Raw genomic sequence first — 15,553 nt, 5'->3', positions numbered from 1 at the left:
AGCAGGAGGCGCTCTTTACGGCGCCACTGTCGCGCGTGATCAACGTGATCCAGCTGTCGCTGTTCGGCGAGATCGATCCGGACATCGGCTTTACCTTCGTGCCGTTGTGGACGCTGAACGAGGAGCAGCTGGCGAACACGCGCAAGGTCGAGGCCGAGACCGACATTGGCCTCATCAACGCGGGCGTGATCAGTCCGCAGGAGTCGCGCGTGCGGCTCGCGGCGCAGGAAGACGGTCCTTATGCGTCGCTCGATCTCGATGTGGAGCCCCCTGCTCCGCCGCTGCGTGAGATTGAAATGGGCGGGACCGGCGAAACACTGCAATGGCAGCACGGGACGTGATGGTTGATGCACCACCCGCCCGCCGCGGCATCGTGTCGCCGACGGGCCGCGCGGTCACGCTCACATCGGTGCGGCCCAATGAAGGCATCACGATGGCGTACCGCCGGCGTCTGGAGCGGCTGGTCGACACCATGCAGTCGAGCCTGGTGTACTGGCTGCGGGCGTGCTACCGCGCGAACGAACCGGAACTTGCGCAGGCGGGTGCACATGATTCGAGTCCCGCGATGACGCTGCGCGACACGATGAACCGGCTCGCGCGCCGCTGGCAGCGGCGCTTTGATGAAGCCGCGCCGGTGCTGGCGCGCCAGTTCGCGGCGGCGTCGATGAGTCATGCCGACAGCGCGATGCGTGCCTCACTGAAGAAGGCCGGCTTCGCGGTCGAGTTCCGTCTCACGCGCGAGGCGAACGACGCGCTGCAGGCGACCATTGGCGAGAACGTCGGGCTGATCAGGTCGATCGCCTCGCAGCACCTGGCCGAGGTCCAGGGGCTGGTGATGAGGAGCGTGCAGACGGGCCGCGATATCGGTGGCCTGACGCAGGCACTGCAGGACCGCCATGGCATCACGCGGCGGCGCGCGGCCTTCATCGCACGCGACCAGAACAGCAAGGCGACCGCGACGGTGACACGCGTGCGGCAGGAGAACCTGGGCATCACGGAGGCGATCTGGCTACACAGCCACGGCGGCAGACACCCGCGAAAGTCGCACATCGAGGCCGATGGCAAACGGTACACGATCAGCGAGGGCATGTATCTCGACGGCGCGTGGACGTGGCCGGGGCGCGAGCCGAACTGCCGGTGCGTGAGCCGCTCGATCATTCCCGCGCTCGATGACGGTCGCTACGGCCCATAGCGGGAGACACGCCATGCCCATCCAGTCCTGCACGCTGCCGGGTGGCGGTACGGGCTGGCGCTGGGGCGGACACGACACCTGTTACGCGGCGCGCGCCGATGCCGAACGGCAGGCCGCCGCCGCGCATGCGGGCGGTTATACCGGCGATCGCCGGCTTGCGTTCGACCGCGCGTCGATGCGCAGCTACGACCAGGACGGCCGGCTGCACGTGGCTGTCACCCCGATCAGCAAGGCCAATGTCTGCCCGTACCTGGGCAGCGAGATTCCCGACTGCGCGGAACTGGGGCTCGACGCGCAGCGCACCTACCGGCTGCTGCGTGATCCTGGTGAACTGGCGAAGGCCGCGCCGACCGTCAACAGCATCCCGCTGATCGACGCATTCGACGAGACCGGCCATGAGCATATCCAGGTATCGGCCGCGTCGCCGAAAAAGGAAATCGTCGTCGGCAGCACCGGCACCGATGGGGTGTTCGAGGCGCCTTACCTCAAGAACAGCCTGGTCGTGTGGGACGCGAAGGCCATCGGCGGCATCGAGGACGACACGCGCCGCGAGATCTCGTCGGCCTACTACTACCGCGCGGACATGACGCCGGGCACGTACGCCGGCGAGCGCTACGACGGCGTGATGCGCGACATCCGCGGCAACCACGTCGCGCTGGTGCGGGCGGGCCGCGCCGGGTCCGATGTGGCGGTGGGAGATTCAATGCCCGGCGATTCAGCACTGGAGAGCCAAACCATGAGCAGCACACCACTTTCGCCGAAACTGTCACGTCAGGCCACGCTCGTCAGGGGCGTATTGCTCGGCCACCTGAAACCGAAGCTGGCCGCCGATGCGCAGCCTGTCCTCACCACCGCACTGAACCCCATTCTTGCGGGCCTCACGCGCGCGAACTGGCCCGCCAGCAAGGCGTCGATCATCGCGGCGCTGAAACCCCGGCTCGCCACCGACGCAGACATCGAGAGCCTCGTCTCGCTGCTCGACAGCCTGGACGGCGAGGACACCGATGACGATGACGTGGCGCTCGACAACCCGCAGCAGCTCGATGCTGCGAATGGTGTCGACGCCGGACCGATCGACGCGATTCTCGAGGCGCTGCGCGGCAAGCTTAATCCTGATGATCTCGCCGAGATCGAGGCGAAGCTGAAGAGCCTGAAGCTCGCCGGCGACGAGGACGATGACACCGCCCAGGACACCCCGCCGCCAACACCCGGCACGCCCACGCCACCCGCCACTTCAAACGGCGCAAATGGTGCAACCGTCGTCAGGAAGGACGACGACAACAACAACAACGTGAGCCGACCGGCCATGGATGCCGCGCTCAGGGGCGCGATGCAGCAGGTCCGCAAGGAGGCGCGCACCGCGATGGACGCAGCCATGAAGGAAGCGGTCCGCCAGGCCGCGAAGGATGCCGAGACGGCGGCGATCCACCGCATGCGCGCGGTGGCCAGCGCCGAGACGTTCGTGATGCCGTGGGTCGGGCGACTCGCGCTCGCGCAGGACAGCGCCGAGGGCGTGTACCGCGCGGCGCTGGAGACGCTCGGCGTGAACGTGAGCGGCATCCATCCGAGCGCGTTCCGCGCGATTCTCGAAGCGCAGCCGAAACCGGGCATGCGCCGTGAACGCATCGCGATGGACTCGGTGGCGCTGAAGAGCTTCGCGGAGCGCTATCCGCATGCGGCCAGCGTGAAGCAGCTCGGGTAAGGAGACAACCATGGGCTTCCAGACACAGGTCTACTACCAGCCGTCCCCGGCGGTCGAGGGCGATTTCGCCTCCGTCAATCCGCGCGCGAGCGTGCTGGCCGGCCCCGGCTCGCTGGTGGCGGGTCCCAACGGCGTGACCGTTGGCCGCTTCGCGTGGGCGACTTCCACCGGCCAGGAAGACATCAGTTCCGGCGAGGTGGATTTCTACAACCTCGTGTCGAGCAGCGGCACGGGGCCGCCCTCGGGCTTCGTGCATCGCAACCAGCAGGCGCTCATCACGCAATGGCTCGCCGAGGCGACGATGGTGATTCCCGGGGGGCTGCCCGTGACGCTCTTCAGCGCGGGCGACTTCTGGGCACGCAACGCGGGCAATGCCGCGACCGTGGTCAACCAGAAGGTGTTCGCGGACCTCGGCAACGGCGCGGCGATTCCGGCCGATGCGGGCGCAACGGTCGCCGGGGCGGTCGAGACGAAGTGGACCGTGATGTCGGCCGCCGCGCCCGGCGAACTGATGAAGATGTCGACCTGGCCGCTGGGTTGAACGATTCCGGCAGGTAACCCCGTTGAAGGCCCACGCTCTTTCCCGGTCACGGGAAACCGGCGTGGGTCTTCCTTTTTGCGCGCGCGACGGAGCACATCATGCGTAACAGTGATTTTGACCAGCTCGAGCGCACCTTCGGCATCGTGATGCCCGACGTGCTCGACTACACGACGAACCTGATCGCGATGGACGCGCAGCCGCCGCTGGTGACCACACCGAACGCGGGCATCCCCGCGTGGCTCGCGAACTATATCGATCCCGACTTCGTGCAGATCCTGACCGCGCCCAACCGGGCCGCCGTGATTCTCGGCGAGGCGAAGAAAGGCGACTGGACCACGATGACGGCGACCTTCCCCGTGATCGAAAGCACCGGCGAGGTGTCGAGCTACGGCGACTACAACGAGAACGGGTCGGTATCCGCGAACGCCGACTTTCCTCAGCGGCAGTCGTACCACTACCAGACGATGACGCAGTGGGGCGAGCGGCAGCTGGAGATGAGCGCGCTCGCGCGGATCGACTACGTCGGGCGCGTGAACATCGCCTCGGCGATCGTGCTCGACAAGTTCCAGAACAACACCTATTTCTACGGCGTCTCTGGCCTGCAGAACTATGGCCTCCTGAACGACCCGCGCCTGTCGCCATCGCTCGCGCCCGGTCCGAAGGCATTCAACAGCGGTGCCTCGGGACCGTGGATCACCAACGGCGCGGTGACCGCCACCGCCAACGAGATCTATACCGACATCCAGACACTCTTCAATGAACTGGTGCTGCAGTCGGGCGGCAACATCGAGATGGACGCGCGCATGACGCTGGCGATGGCGCCCTCGTCGAGCGTGGCGCTGACGACCACCAACACGTACAACGTGAACGTGTCCGACATGCTGAGGAAGAACTTCCCGGCCCTGCGGGTCGAGACGGCGGTGCAGTACCAGAACCCCACGGGGGTCCGACATGCTGAGGAAGAACTTCCCGGCCCTGCGGGTCGAGACGGCGGTGCAGTACCAGAACCCCACGGGCGGCAACATGCTGCAGCTGATCGCCGACGCGGTCGAAGGCCAGAAGACCGGCTACTGCGCGTTCACCGAGAAGCTGCGCGCGCACGGCATCGTGCGTGACACCAGCAGCTTCAAGCAGAAGAAGTCGCAGGGCTCGTGGGGCGCGGTGATCTTCCAGCCGTTCGCCATCGCGTCGATGGTCGGCGTGTAGCGGTCCTTGATGGAGCACGAACATGGCAACCCAGACAGCACGCGCGCCGGACACCGGCGCAACCGTCACGGTCGCCTGCCGGCTGCCGCAGGGGCTGCACCTCGATATCGTCAAGCATGGCGAGGTCCGCAAGCGCGTGACGCTCGCGGGCAGCAATTCGACGCAGGCGGTCGCCGGCTTTGGCATCACCGAGCACGTGCCGAAGGACTTCTTCGACAGGTGGCTCGCCGACCACCGCGAACTGCCGGCGGTGAAGAATGGCCTGATCTTCGCGCACGAGAAGAAGGACTCGGTCGAGGCCAGGGCCACTGAGCGCACGGACCTGAAAAGCGGGCTGGAACCGCTCGATCCGAAGAAGCCCGGCCGCGACCTCGCGCCACTGTCGAAGGACTGAAGACAGGGTTGCATACGGGAACCACTGCGATGCCAACCGGGATCGTCACGTTCGACTACGGCGCGTGGGCCGTGCGCTATCCGTCGCTCGCGGCCGTCGTGTCCGAACCGCTCGCGCAGGCGTACTTCAATGAGGCGCGACTTTTCTGTGACAACACGCGTTTCAGCCCCGTGCTCGACACCACGGTGCGCGCCGCGCTGCTGAACATGCTGGTCGCGCATCTCGCGCAGCTGAACCTGCCCGCAGGCGGTGGTGACGGAAGTGCCGGTGGGACGAATGCGGCAGCGCCCTCGCCGCTCGTGGGTCGCATCACGAACGCGACCGAGGGTAGCGTGTCGGTGCAGACGCAGATGGACCTGCCGTTAGGCAGCGCGCAATGGTTCAACCAGACGCCATATGGCGCGCAGTTCTGGGCCGCGACCGCCGCGTACCGCACGATGCGTTACGTGCCCATCCCGCCGCGCGACATGGACCCGTATTCGCCATGGTAGCGGCGCTGGTAACGCAATGACGAGGCAGCGATGGCAAGTGGCGTGCTGTCCGGCGGCGACCGGCTCGAAGCCCTGCTGCGTGAACTCGCCGCGAAGCTGGACAGGCCGGGCACGCTCGAAGTGGGTTTCATGGCTGGCGCGACCAAGGCCGACGGGACGCCGGTGCCGATGATCGCCGCGATCAACAAGTTCGGCGGCACCGTGACCATTCCCGCGCGAGAAACCACGATCCACCGCAGCCTGAACGAGCGGACCGGCGACTTCAACCGGGGCGGCCGCTTCGTGCGGCGTGACCGGTCGAACTTTGCCACCACGCACACGGTGCCCGCGTACACGGTGACGATTCCCCCCCGCCCGTTCTTCCGCTCGATGATCGCGAACGAAAGCGGCCACTGGGGCGACGATCTCGGCAGGCTGCTGGTGGCGAACGGCTACGACGTGCCCCGCACGCTCGACCAGATGGGCGAATCGATCCAGGGTGAACTTCAGCAGTCGATCCGCGAATGCTCGACACCGGCCAATGCCCGGTCGACCATCGCGAAGAAAGGGTTTGACGATCCGCTCATCGCAAGCGGCACGATGCTCAAGAGCGTCACGCACCGCATAGCGTAGGACCTTCGGACGGACCAGGCGGATGGATCTGCACGCGATTGCCGGGCCGTGCGTGGCGGCGGTCAACCCGTGGGTGACGGCCTCGATCCAGGCGTCGGCCGGTTACATGACCGCGCCCGACGGCACGCGCACCCCGGCCTATGCGCCGGCGGTGCCGATGCGCGCGCAGATGCAGTCACTCACGTTCCGCGATCTGGGTGCAGCTCGATGGCCTGAACCTGCAGGGCGAACGGCGCGCGCTGTATCTCGATGGCAACTGGCAGGGCGTGCTGCGAGCCGAGGTGAAAGGTGGCGATCTGGTCACGTTGCCCGACAGTTCGCTGTGGCTGATCGCGCACGTGCTTGAAAACTGGCGGATGACCAGCGGCTGGTGCAAGGTGGCCGTCACCCGTCAGATGCCGTCTGGCCAGCTTTCGCAATGAGACGACTGTGGACGCCGCATCGCTGTCGCTAACGGAAAGCCAGACGCTCGCCGCGCTGCGCGCGTTCCTCCTGTCGGTCCTGCCCGCAGGCGTTGAGGCAATCCGAGGTCAGGACAACCGGCTGCCGGAACCGCCCGGCGCGAACTTCGTCGTGATGACGCCGGTGCTGCGCGAGCGGCTGGAAACAAATGTGGACGCCTGGCGTGACGGCTATCCGGATGCGCCATCCGTGCGGGACGTGCTGCAGGCCACGAAACTTACCGTGCAGATTGACGTTCACGGGCCATCCGGCGCCGACCACACGCAGACGATCACGACGTTGTGGCGCGATCCGTGTGCGTGCGACGCGTTCACGGCGTCTGGATTTGATATCGCACCGCTCTTTGCCAGCGAGCCGCGCCAGGTGCCGTTCCTGAACGAGGCGCAGCAGGTCGAGACGTGCTGGAGCGTCGATCTCGTGATGCAGGTCAATCCCGTTGTCACCGTGCCGCAGGAGTTCGCGCAGTCGCTCGAAATCGGCACGGCGGGGAACCCCGTAACGGCTGCCACCCGTCATGTGCAGCGGTGGAATGGCCCGAAGGAAGTCGACTCATCGTTTTCTGCCTGACCGCCTCCCGAAAACCCTCACCTTCACGAACGCCGCGCTGATCTCACTCAGGCGGCTTTCTGCTTTCTGCCGGAGCATCCATGCCCAACACGATCCCGATCTCGCAGATCGTGAGGGTCAATCCGGGCGTGCTCGCCGCGGCGGGCGACGCCGTCGACCTGAACGGCCTGATCCTCACACCGTCCCCCTACCCGCCCGTGGGCGAGGCTCTGCTGTTCGCCGATGCCGGTGACGTGTCCGCGTATTTCGGCGCGCAGTCGGCCGAGGCGCAGATGGCCGCGATTTACTTCGCGGGCTTCCAGAACTGCACGAAGACGCCGGGCGCGCTGTACTTCGCGCAGTACGGCCTGACCGCTATGCCGGCATGGCTGCGCGGCGCGTCGCTCGCCGCGATGACGCTGGATGAACTTCAGGCCGTCAGCGGCGAATTCAGCATTGTTGTCGATGGCGTGGCGCACAGCGCAACCGTCGACCTGTCGGCCGCGACCAGCTTCTCGAACGCGGCGCAGATCCTCGCTGCGGATCTTTCGCTTGACGTCACGTTCGATGCGCAGCACCAGGCGTTCGTCATCACTGACAACGTGACGGGTGCCACGTCGGTCATGTCGGCCGCCACTGGTGCCGCCGCCACGGCGCTTGCCATGGATGCCGCCTCGGGCGCCACCGCCTCGCCCGGCGCCGATCCCGCCACGCCCGGCCCGTTCACGGACAACCTGATCGCGAACCTCACGCAGAACTGGGCGCTGTTCACGACCACCTGGGAGCCGGATCTCGCGGACAAGACCGCGTTCTCGCAGTGGGCCAGCAGCACCACGTACCGCTTCGGCTATGCCGGCTTCGACTCCGACCCGCAGGCGCTCGTGGCAGGCTCAACCGCGTGCTGGGGCTATGGGTTGCGTAGCCAGAACCTCGACGGCTCGGTGCCGCTTTATGGCGATGGGTCGCACGCCGCGTTCGTGCTCGGCTTTGCCGCGTCGCTCGACTTCGCCCGCCTGAATGGCCGCACCACGCTCGCGTTCAGGACGCAGGCAGGCCTGGTGCCTTCGGTCACGAACGCGTCGGATGCGGTCGCGCTCAAGGCGAACGGCTACAACTGGTTCGGCGCCTACGCGAACGCGACCAGCCAGTTCAGGTTCACGTATCCGGGCTGCGTGTCGGGCGAATGGGCGTGGCTCGATTCCTATCTGGACCAGATCTGGCTGAACGCGAACCTGCAGCTCGCGATGATCCAGCTGCTCATGGCGGTGGGCTCATTGCCTTACAACGCGCAAGGGTACTCGATGATCGAGGCTGCCTGCATGGACCCGATCAGCGCGGCGGTGAACTTCGGCGCGATCCGCACCGGCATCGCGCTGTCGGACGCGCAGGTCGCGGAGGTGCAGAACGCGCTCGGCTTCGATGCGTCAGCCGCGATCGAGGCGAAGGGCTACTACCTCGCGATCCAGCCGGCGACACCCGCGATCCGTGCGGCGCGCGCGAGCCCGCCGATGACCCTTTTCTACACCGATGGCGGCAGCATCCAGCAGCTCACGCTCGCCAGCATCGCGATCGTGTGATTTGACAGATGATTGCGCAAAGTGACGTGGAAACCTGGAAACCGGTCAGGAATGCGAAGGACAGAGCAAAGCGCTGCCGGTCGTCACCCAAAAAGCGCCCCGGCCGCCACATGCGAGCCGGGGCGTCGAGGGCACGCACGGACAGAACCGGGGAAGATTCTGCATGGCTCCCGTGCGCTAATCCGGCAGGACCGCTCAACAAGTGCCGGATCAGTTTCCAGTATAGGCAGCACCTATGCGGTACGCATAGGAAAAACAGTGCGGCAGGAAACACAGGGTGAGGAAGAAACCGGCGCCGCCAGCGTGAGCGCCGCGGCGACAAGCAAAAAAACGCCGTTTGAAGGGCGGGATCAAGTACGGAATTCACAACGGACCTGTGATATCAAGCCGGATGGACTCCTGAATGACGGCATGCATTATCCGTTGCGAAGGCAACCGTTTACGCAGGACGTGTCTGATTCGCATGTCCGATCAAAAATATCCTTTCTGCTGCCGCCGATCTAGCAGGTGTGGGTTCTGAAATGGATGATCAGCTGGACGATGCGCAACGAAAAAAGCAGGTAGCCGAGGCTCAGGGCGAGCTGCAGCATGAGGTGTCGCCGCAGTTTCGCCAGCCTTCGCAGGCCATCGACGAAGTTCAGGGCGATCAGCAGGCAACCCGCTGCCGCGACCACATATCCCGTCATCAGTGGATTGGGCAGTCCAGGCAGGTCGATGGTATCGAAATGTCTGAACGTCTCGACGCCTGCCGCGACGATGATGGTGGCCACGACCAGGTTTCGGGTGTGATCGAAAACGGCCCTCAGGCCACCACGATCGAAGAATGCCTGCACGACAGCATTCAAGGGACTGCTCATGACGCCTCCCTTGCGAGGCCCGGATGGCATTCTGACGGCCCCGCCACGGTTACGGAACGACGCGTAACGCATCGCCCGGATATTGACACGTTCCCGGCACCCGAGTGTAGCAACATCAAACATGGAAATTCCCGTCTCCGGCATCCCGGCCGATGGCACCAGCCCGCGCTTTGCGCTGGGCGTCGTCATCATCGATGCCACGACCGGCCAGCCGGCTGACCTCCCGGGCCTGGGTGGCCCGGACGTTCCGCCACCCACACCGGTCACGCGCACGGCAGCGCTTGCCAGCGTCACGACGGCCGGTTCGGTGCCGGCCGGCTGCACGCAGGCGAGCTTCGCCAACAGCGGCGCGGCGAACGCCACAGTGGCTGGCGGTACCTTGCCGCCGGGCTACGCGGTCACGTTCGACGCCCCTGATGGCGACACGCTCGCCGCGATCGCGTACAGCGCCGTGGGGACGACCCTGCTGGTTTCGACGGTGGCGTGATGGGCATCGCGCTCATGGGTGCATCCCGCCTGGTGCCCAGGGGCGTCGGTCTGGCAAACGGCTGGATCCTCTCGGATGGCGCTTCAGCGGCCAGCCATGCGAACGGCCAGAGCGACGCACTGGCCCGTACCCTGGCAACCGGTGCATTTGTGTGTGTGCCGCAGGGCGTGACGGGGACAGTTACCGGCCTGCTCTCCGGCGCGGGCAGCCTGTCGAAGACGGGCGCGGGGGTGGTTACCCTCACCGCCGCCAATAGCTGGTCCGCAGGAACGGACATCGCCAGTGGCGCCATCATCCTCGGCGGCACGCCAGCCACGGGACTGACGGGGTCCCTGGGCCCGGGCAAGGTTACGCTCAGCGGCGCAGGGCTAGGTTTCAATCCCGGCAGCGCCAGTATCGCCTCGATCGTCGGCAATGCGCTCGAAGTGGCGGCCGACAGCACGATCGCCCACGACAGCGGCGATACGCACCTGACGGGCGGGATCGTAATTGACGGCAACGCGACCCTGACCGTGGGCACCGCCGGCCTGCCAGGCCATTTCCTGTACATCGACAATGCGGTCAGTGGTCCGGGTGATCTGGTGATCGAGGCCAATGGCCTGACGCTGGACGACGCCCCCACGGATACGGGCGGCGCCGTGTACATAAGCGGCCACAACGGCTGGACCGGTACGACGACGGTGAAGAGCGGAACGCTGGCGATCAGTACGGTCGCCAGTTACAGCCTGACCGGTGCGTTCGTCAATGCGGCGGCGCTGCAGTTCAGCAGCTATGTCAGTGTCGCGTCACAGGGCAGCATCCTGCTCGCGGGGCCGGTTTCCGGAGCGGGTGCGTGGACCATCAACGGCCCCGGGCCTCCGCCGGACCCATGGTCAAACCGCTTTGGTTTTGCCATCTCGCAGACCACCGGTCCAATCACCGTGACGGACTACGGGAATTTCTGGCTGCAGGACGCAGGCATCGACATGACCTCATCCGTGAACCTGAGCGGCCCGCGTGCCAGCCTGAATCTGTATGGCACGCCCGTCAAGCGTATCGGCACGCTGCTGGGCAACGGCGTTGTCGACATCCCTGACACCGGAGGCGATGGCAGCGTTGCGTTATCCATCGGTCAAGACAACGGCGCGGGCACGTTCTCCGGTGTGCTGCAGAACTCGGCTGCCGGCGCCAGCCTGAGTCTGATCAAAGATGGCAGCGGCACGCAGACGCTCTCGGGCAGCAACCCCTATCAGGGCGGCACAACGATCAACGGCGGCACGCTCAGGGCAGGCAACGTCGCCGCCTTCGGCACGGGGCCGATCACCGTCAATGCGGGCGGCACGCTCGCGAAGAACGGCTTCGCAATCACCAACCCGATCTTGAACAACGGCGGCACGGTCACCCAGTGACGCCCGCACCGGCACATCCGCAGCATCAGCAGCATTGTGGAGCGCATCATGGCCACCATCACCTCCGCCAACTCGGCCTTCAGCATCGCGGTGACGAACCTGTACCCTGTGCCGCAGAACGTCCAGGGCTATGCCGCCGACGACGCATTCAGCGCCGAGGCGCTCGACATCGCCGAGATCGTCATGGGCGTGGATGGCCACATGAGCGGCGGCTTCATCTTCAACCCGGCGATGCTCAAGGTCGCCATCATGCCCGACTCGCCGTCGCTGCCCATCTTCGAGAACTGGATGACGTTCCAGCGCACCGCGCGCGAGGTGTTCTACGCGAACGGCTCGATCGCTATTCCGTCGATCAGCCGCAAGTACACATTGCAGAACGGGATACTGAAGTCGGGCAACCCGATCGTGAACGCGAAGAAGTTCCTCGAATACGTGTCGTTCGTGATCGCGTTCGAGCGGATCATCGGCGAGATCACGTCGTGAGGATGACGACATGAGAAAGCAGATCATCTACACCGTCAGCGCCGAAGGCCGCGACCACGGCAAGGTGTTCCAGCTCACCGAAATGCCGGCCGACCAGGCCGAGAAATGGGCGATCCGTGTGCTGCTCGCGCTCGGACGCGCGGGCATCGACCTGCCACCTGGCATCGAGCGCGAAGGCATGGCCGCGATGGCCCGGGTCGGGCTGGAGGCGCTCATGCGCATCGACTTCCATGATGCCGAGCCGCTGCTCGACGAGATGATGGGCTGCGTGCGGTTCCAGCCCAATCCCGCCGATCCGAAGGTCGTGCGCGCGCTCATTGCCGACGACATCGAGGAAGTCGCCACGCGCGTGCTGCTGCGTCGCGAGGTGTTCCGCCTGCACACGGGTTTTTGAATGGCCGTCAGGCACTCGACTTCGGCATCCCTGACGGCCGGAACGTGCCACGCATGGACTACGCGAATGTGCCGTATGCCATCGCCTTTGCGGTCACCAGCGGTCTCGCCACCCTGCACGAACTGCAGACGGTGTACGGGACCGAAGACCTGTGGGACCTGGTCGAGATTCACGCGGTGAACTGCTTCAACGAAAGTCAGATCGATCATGCCGACCGTCATTGACGCGCTGATCGTCACGCTCGGGCTCGATACGTCCGCCTATCGCAAGGGCGCGGCCGATGTAGATGCGACCGGCAAGGCTCTCGCAGACAGCCAGGAGGCCAGTGCTGAAAAGGCGGCCAGCGCGGCGGAGAAAGCCGCGAAGAAGGCGGCGACGGAACAGGAAAAGGCGGCGAGGAAAGCCGCCAGCGAGCAGGAGAAGGCCGCAAAAAAGGCGGCGGCCGAACAGGCCCGCGCCGCGAAGGCCGCCGAGGCCGAGGCGAAGAAGCTGGAGCGCCAGTACGAGAAGGTGCGCAACGAAATCCTCGGCGTCACCGCTGCGGCCTTTGGCGCGGCGGCGATCAAGGATTTCTTCAGCTCGGTCGTGAGCGGCCAGTCGCGCCTCGCGGCCACGTCGAAGGATTTCAGCCTGTCCGCGCGCGAACTTGACGCATGGCACAAGAGCGCGCAGACGGCACTCGGCGGCACCGCCGAGGGATTTGACAAATCGGTGCAGTCGATCCTCGCCGGCCTCGAGGCATTCAAGGCCGGTGACGCCTCGAACACGGTGGTCGCATCGCTGCTCCAGCTTGGCGTGAAGGCCACCGATGCCTCGGGCCGCATGCGGCCGATGAAGGACATTCTGCTCGACCTGTCGGCGGCATTCAGGAAGATGCCGAACCGCCAGGACCAGATGCTGTGGGCGCAACGACTGGGGATGGACGAAGGGACGCTGAACCTGCTGCGCCAGGGGCGCGGCGCGCTGCAGGACCTGTACGACACGCAGTACCAGAACTCGAAGGTCACCGACGAGAGCGCGCAGCAGGCCGAGGATACCCGCAAGGCGTGGGCCGAACTGGGCAATACGTGGCAGGACATCAAGAACACGCTGTTCACCGATCTCACGCCTGCCGTGAAGGCATTCAACAGCGTACTGAAGGAACTGGGCAAGCTGATGGAGACGCATCCGGACCTGACGGCGGCGTCGACCGTCGGTGGCATCCTGAAGCTCACCGGTGCGCTTGGCGGCCTGCGCACGATCCTCGGTGGAGTGGGCCGGATGCTGGGGCTCGGTGGCGTCGAGGCAGCGGGCGCTGCAGGCGCGGCCGGCGAGACGGCGGCGACAGCGGCCGCAGGTGGCGGTCTGCTCGGCACGCTGGGCATCGCGGGCGTGCTCTCATGGCTTGGACTGCAGGGTGCGAAGGCGGCCGGCCTGCCCGACACGGATGTCGCGAAAGGCCGGGCGGACGTGAAGCGCGGCGCGTGGCTGAAGGCGTCGGCGGACCTGCCGCTGGCGGACTTCGCGAAAGCGGTGTGGGACCACCTCAGTGGTCACGGCGCCGGTGGCGAAAAGCCGCTGGCCGATGCGTCGAAGGCGCAGCAGGATGCGGCCCGCGCGCTCACCGATGCGGCGAAGCAGCTCGCGGATGCAGTCTCCTCTCCGGCACAGGCTGCGGAAATGCCGTCGGGGGCGTCGACTGCCGCGTCGCTGAACATACCGGCCTCTGGCCGTGACCGCTACGCTGTCGCGAGTCTCATGAAGATGGGCTGGTCGAAGGAACAGGCCGCGGGTCTCGCCGCCAACCTCAACATCGAAAGCGGACTGCGCAATATCGTGGGCGACAGCGGCGCCGCGTATGGCATCGGCCAGTGGCACGCGGACCGCTAGGTCGAGTTCAGGCGGGTGTTCGGTCACGACATCCGGGGCTCCACGCTCGATGAGCAGTTGCAGTTCGTCCACTACGAACTGACGCGGGGCCGCGAACAGGCGGCAGGCCGTGCTTTACGGCGGGCCGCATCGGCAGGCGAAGCGGGCGCGATCGTCTCCGCGCAATACGAACGGCCGCTCAACGTTCAGAAGGAAATCGCGAAGCGCTCCACTGCCGCTGCGGCGCTGTACGGCTCGCTCGGCTCACCTGGATCAACGGGCGCATCGGGTGCAGGTGGACCCGCGATGGCGCCGATGCTGGCGGCAGGCAATCGCGCGGCTTATGCGGGTGCCGCGACGGTGAACAGCAACAACAAGACCGAGACGCACATCGGGCAGATCACGGTCGTCGCAAGCGATCCGCGCGATGGCGCGAAGGTCGGTCAGGATCTGCGCGGCGATCTCGCGCAAAACGGACTGATCGCGAACGCATCGTATGGCATGACATGACGGCCCGGTCACGCCAGTGCATCAGACGGTAAAACGGGGACAGCCCATAATCAGCACGCCAGAAAGCGCGATCAGGCATGCCAGGCTTCCGAGCCCGATCCCGGCTGACCAGCGGCGACGCCCACCGGAATCGGCGATGGCGGTGTCTTGCCCCGACTGGGGCTCGATGCAGATCGACAGCACACCGGCAACGATGCCCGTCATGATGAGCAGTAGTGCGGGCCAGGTAACAGGAACAAGACTTTCCATATCGTCAGCTCTCCGGTTGGCTGGGGGGACGCATGCACGAAACAGTGACGGTGAACGCAACCGCCCGTTCAATCGGTGTGCGCGACGCGCCCCGATCGGGCGACACGGTTGACGCCGGCATGGTCATGCGATGAGTTGCTGAATGGTGCAGGCAATCAGTGCATAAACCCCGATGCAGCCCACCAGCGTGGCCGCGCTCTTCGTGAAATACGAAACAGGGCTGCCCCCGGTTATGAGGTCGCGCAGGGAAGGACGGCCCGTTCGCGGTTCCCCGGCGACCGTGACATCGGCGTGGACCGGCAAATGGCTCCGGCTGTGCAAGCGGGAAATGTCGAGAAGGTAAGAGGGGCTCATGTCAGGTCTCCGTCAGGATGCAGCGGTGCTGCGAATCAGGCATCAGGATAGGTTCACGGGCGCGGCATATGAATAAGACCGGTCCTATTTGACGTGCGGCAGTCTGCCGCGCCATGCGACCAGGCCCTTTACGAGCGGCACTACCGTGCATGAGCAAGGCCAACGCTAGATTCCTTGACTGAAATGATTTCATAGCAATTGCGACAGGTTTTTCTACGCAGCAATTTTCGCTTCGTCGCACCATGCGTTGACGGCCTGTT

Annotated in this window: 20 protein-coding genes and 1 pseudogene; 18 read left to right on the top strand and 3 right to left on the bottom strand. The window is 65.7% G+C overall.

What is annotated here, in order from left to right; all coding sequences use genetic code 11:
- From P3T23_RS45530 to P3T23_RS45475, 12 genes are all read left to right on the top strand, one after another.
- Positions 1-341: anti-CBASS protein Acb1 family protein (locus P3T23_RS45530; protein ID WP_429322575.1), on the top strand; the 341-nt coding region annotated here is incomplete at its 5' end.
- Entirely contained in the window at positions 323-1,192 is an 870-nt protein-coding gene (locus P3T23_RS45525) for a phage minor head protein (protein ID WP_429322574.1), read from the top strand. The genes P3T23_RS45530 and P3T23_RS45525, both read left to right, overlap by 19 nt.
- Positions 1,193-1,205: 13 nt before the next feature.
- Positions 1,206-2,894, top strand: coding sequence for a DUF2213 domain-containing protein (locus P3T23_RS45520; protein ID WP_429322573.1), 1,689 nt, complete (start codon positions 1,206-1,208; stop codon positions 2,892-2,894).
- A 10-nt stretch (positions 2,895-2,904) separates the two neighbouring features.
- On the top strand, positions 2,905-3,435 hold the full coding sequence (locus tag P3T23_RS45515) for a structural cement protein Gp24 (RefSeq protein WP_429322572.1): 531 nt from the start codon (positions 2,905-2,907) through the stop codon (positions 3,433-3,435).
- A gap of 98 nt (positions 3,436-3,533) precedes the next feature.
- A complete protein-coding gene (locus tag P3T23_RS45510; RefSeq protein ID WP_429322571.1) occupies positions 3,534-4,550 on the top strand; it encodes a major capsid family protein in 1,017 nt (338 codons plus the stop codon).
- A gap of 113 nt (positions 4,551-4,663) precedes the next feature.
- Positions 4,664-5,035 carry a hypothetical protein gene (locus tag P3T23_RS45505; protein WP_429322570.1) on the top strand — a complete coding sequence of 124 codons (372 nt, stop codon included), beginning with the start codon at positions 4,664-4,666 and terminating at the stop codon, positions 5,033-5,035.
- A gap of 29 nt (positions 5,036-5,064) precedes the next feature.
- Positions 5,065-5,526, top strand: coding sequence for a DUF4054 domain-containing protein (locus tag P3T23_RS45500; RefSeq protein ID WP_429322569.1), 462 nt, complete (start codon positions 5,065-5,067; stop codon positions 5,524-5,526).
- 30 nt (positions 5,527-5,556) lie between these two features.
- Positions 5,557-6,138: a hypothetical protein gene (locus tag P3T23_RS45495; RefSeq protein WP_429322568.1), complete on the top strand. Its 582-nt coding sequence runs from the start codon at positions 5,557-5,559 to the stop codon at positions 6,136-6,138.
- A 197-nt stretch (positions 6,139-6,335) separates the two neighbouring features.
- Entirely contained in the window at positions 6,336-6,560 is a 225-nt protein-coding gene (locus P3T23_RS45490) for a hypothetical protein (RefSeq protein WP_429322567.1), read from the top strand.
- A 7-nt stretch (positions 6,561-6,567) separates the two neighbouring features.
- Positions 6,568-7,167 (top strand): phage neck terminator protein, encoded by a 600-nt coding sequence (locus P3T23_RS45485; protein ID WP_429322566.1) that lies wholly within the window; start codon positions 6,568-6,570, stop codon positions 7,165-7,167.
- Between the two features lie 80 nt (positions 7,168-7,247).
- Positions 7,248-8,723 carry a DUF3383 domain-containing protein gene (locus tag P3T23_RS45480; RefSeq protein WP_429322565.1) on the top strand — a complete coding sequence of 492 codons (1,476 nt, stop codon included), beginning with the start codon at positions 7,248-7,250 and terminating at the stop codon, positions 8,721-8,723.
- Positions 8,724-8,981: 258 nt separating this feature from the next.
- Complete coding sequence (locus tag P3T23_RS45475; RefSeq protein WP_429322564.1) at positions 8,982-9,227, top strand: hypothetical protein; 246 nt, start codon at positions 8,982-8,984, stop codon at positions 9,225-9,227.
- Here P3T23_RS45475 and P3T23_RS45470 read toward each other — a convergent pair.
- On the bottom strand, positions 9,224-9,493 hold the full coding sequence (locus P3T23_RS45470) for a hypothetical protein (protein ID WP_429322563.1): 270 nt from the start codon (positions 9,491-9,493) through the stop codon (positions 9,224-9,226). The genes P3T23_RS45475 and P3T23_RS45470 overlap by 4 nt on opposite strands.
- A 208-nt stretch (positions 9,494-9,701) precedes the next feature.
- Here P3T23_RS45470 and P3T23_RS45465 point away from each other — a divergent pair, with 208 nt between their 5' ends.
- The 6 genes and pseudogenes from P3T23_RS45465 to P3T23_RS45440 all read left to right on the top strand — a co-directional run bounded on the left by P3T23_RS45465 (position 9,702) and on the right by P3T23_RS45440 (position 14,690).
- Positions 9,702-10,067: a hypothetical protein gene (locus P3T23_RS45465; protein WP_429322562.1), complete on the top strand. Its 366-nt coding sequence runs from the start codon at positions 9,702-9,704 to the stop codon at positions 10,065-10,067.
- Positions 10,067-11,455, top strand: coding sequence for an autotransporter-associated beta strand repeat-containing protein (locus P3T23_RS45460; protein WP_429322576.1), 1,389 nt, complete (start codon positions 10,067-10,069; stop codon positions 11,453-11,455). Before P3T23_RS45465 ends, P3T23_RS45460 begins: the two co-directional genes overlap by 1 nt.
- 48 nt (positions 11,456-11,503) lie before the next feature.
- Entirely contained in the window at positions 11,504-11,938 is a 435-nt protein-coding gene (locus P3T23_RS45455) for a phage tail fiber protein (RefSeq protein WP_429322561.1), read from the top strand.
- Between the two features lie 10 nt (positions 11,939-11,948).
- Complete coding sequence (locus tag P3T23_RS45450) at positions 11,949-12,332, top strand: hypothetical protein (protein ID WP_429322560.1); 384 nt, start codon at positions 11,949-11,951, stop codon at positions 12,330-12,332.
- A 53-nt stretch (positions 12,333-12,385) separates the two neighbouring features.
- A complete protein-coding gene (locus P3T23_RS45445) occupies positions 12,386-12,556 on the top strand; it encodes a hypothetical protein (RefSeq protein WP_429322559.1) in 171 nt (56 codons plus the stop codon).
- Positions 12,540-14,690 (top strand): annotated as a pseudogene (locus P3T23_RS45440) (phage tail tip lysozyme). The gene P3T23_RS45445 and the pseudogene P3T23_RS45440 overlap by 17 nt, the downstream one beginning before the upstream one ends.
- 21 nt (positions 14,691-14,711) lie before the next feature.
- Here P3T23_RS45440 and P3T23_RS45435 read toward each other — a convergent pair.
- Together P3T23_RS45435 and P3T23_RS45430 are read right to left on the bottom strand one after the other, a co-directional pair.
- Positions 14,712-14,939, bottom strand: a complete 228-nt coding sequence (locus P3T23_RS45435) for a hypothetical protein (RefSeq protein WP_429322558.1) — start codon at positions 14,937-14,939, stop codon at positions 14,712-14,714.
- A gap of 123 nt (positions 14,940-15,062) precedes the next feature.
- On the bottom strand, positions 15,063-15,293 hold the full coding sequence (locus tag P3T23_RS45430; protein WP_429322557.1) for a hypothetical protein: 231 nt from the start codon (positions 15,291-15,293) through the stop codon (positions 15,063-15,065).
- Positions 15,294-15,553: the final 260 nt, after the last annotated feature.

It is taken from the genome of Paraburkholderia sp. GAS448 (genome assembly GCF_050435685.1).
Classification (GTDB): Bacteria; Pseudomonadota; Gammaproteobacteria; order Burkholderiales; family Burkholderiaceae; genus Paraburkholderia.
Note: the sequence above shows the minus strand (reverse complement) of the source record. Positions and strands in the feature narration are given on the sequence as shown.

What these genes read in the sequence shown, in the direction of transcription:
- P3T23_RS45495 (WP_429322568.1), top strand. Translation starts at nt 5,557, where the DNA reads ATGGCAAGTGGCGTGCTGTCCGGCGGCGACCGGCTCGAAGCCCTGCTG.
- P3T23_RS45455 (WP_429322561.1), top strand. Translation starts at nt 11,504, where the DNA reads ATGGCCACCATCACCTCCGCCAACTCGGCCTTCAGCATCGCGGTGACG.
- P3T23_RS45445 (WP_429322559.1), top strand. Translation starts at nt 12,386, where the DNA reads ATGGACTACGCGAATGTGCCGTATGCCATCGCCTTTGCGGTCACCAGC.
- P3T23_RS45465 (WP_429322562.1), top strand. Translation starts at nt 9,702, where the DNA reads ATGGAAATTCCCGTCTCCGGCATCCCGGCCGATGGCACCAGCCCGCGC.
- P3T23_RS45450 (WP_429322560.1), top strand. Translation starts at nt 11,949, where the DNA reads ATGAGAAAGCAGATCATCTACACCGTCAGCGCCGAAGGCCGCGACCAC.
- P3T23_RS45510 (WP_429322571.1), top strand. Translation starts at nt 3,534, where the DNA reads ATGCGTAACAGTGATTTTGACCAGCTCGAGCGCACCTTCGGCATCGTG.
- P3T23_RS45505 (WP_429322570.1), top strand. Translation starts at nt 4,664, where the DNA reads ATGGCAACCCAGACAGCACGCGCGCCGGACACCGGCGCAACCGTCACG.
- P3T23_RS45435 (WP_429322558.1), bottom strand. Translation starts at nt 14,939, where the DNA reads ATGGAAAGTCTTGTTCCTGTTACCTGGCCCGCACTACTGCTCATCATG.
- P3T23_RS45500 (WP_429322569.1), top strand. Translation starts at nt 5,065, where the DNA reads ATGCCAACCGGGATCGTCACGTTCGACTACGGCGCGTGGGCCGTGCGC.
- P3T23_RS45515 (WP_429322572.1), top strand. Translation starts at nt 2,905, where the DNA reads ATGGGCTTCCAGACACAGGTCTACTACCAGCCGTCCCCGGCGGTCGAG.
- P3T23_RS45525 (WP_429322574.1), top strand. Translation starts at nt 323, where the DNA reads ATGGCAGCACGGGACGTGATGGTTGATGCACCACCCGCCCGCCGCGGC.
- P3T23_RS45430 (WP_429322557.1), bottom strand. Translation starts at nt 15,293, where the DNA reads ATGAGCCCCTCTTACCTTCTCGACATTTCCCGCTTGCACAGCCGGAGC.
- P3T23_RS45460 (WP_429322576.1), top strand. Translation starts at nt 10,067, where the DNA reads ATGGGCATCGCGCTCATGGGTGCATCCCGCCTGGTGCCCAGGGGCGTC.
- P3T23_RS45520 (WP_429322573.1), top strand. Translation starts at nt 1,206, where the DNA reads ATGCCCATCCAGTCCTGCACGCTGCCGGGTGGCGGTACGGGCTGGCGC.
- P3T23_RS45480 (WP_429322565.1), top strand. Translation starts at nt 7,248, where the DNA reads ATGCCCAACACGATCCCGATCTCGCAGATCGTGAGGGTCAATCCGGGC.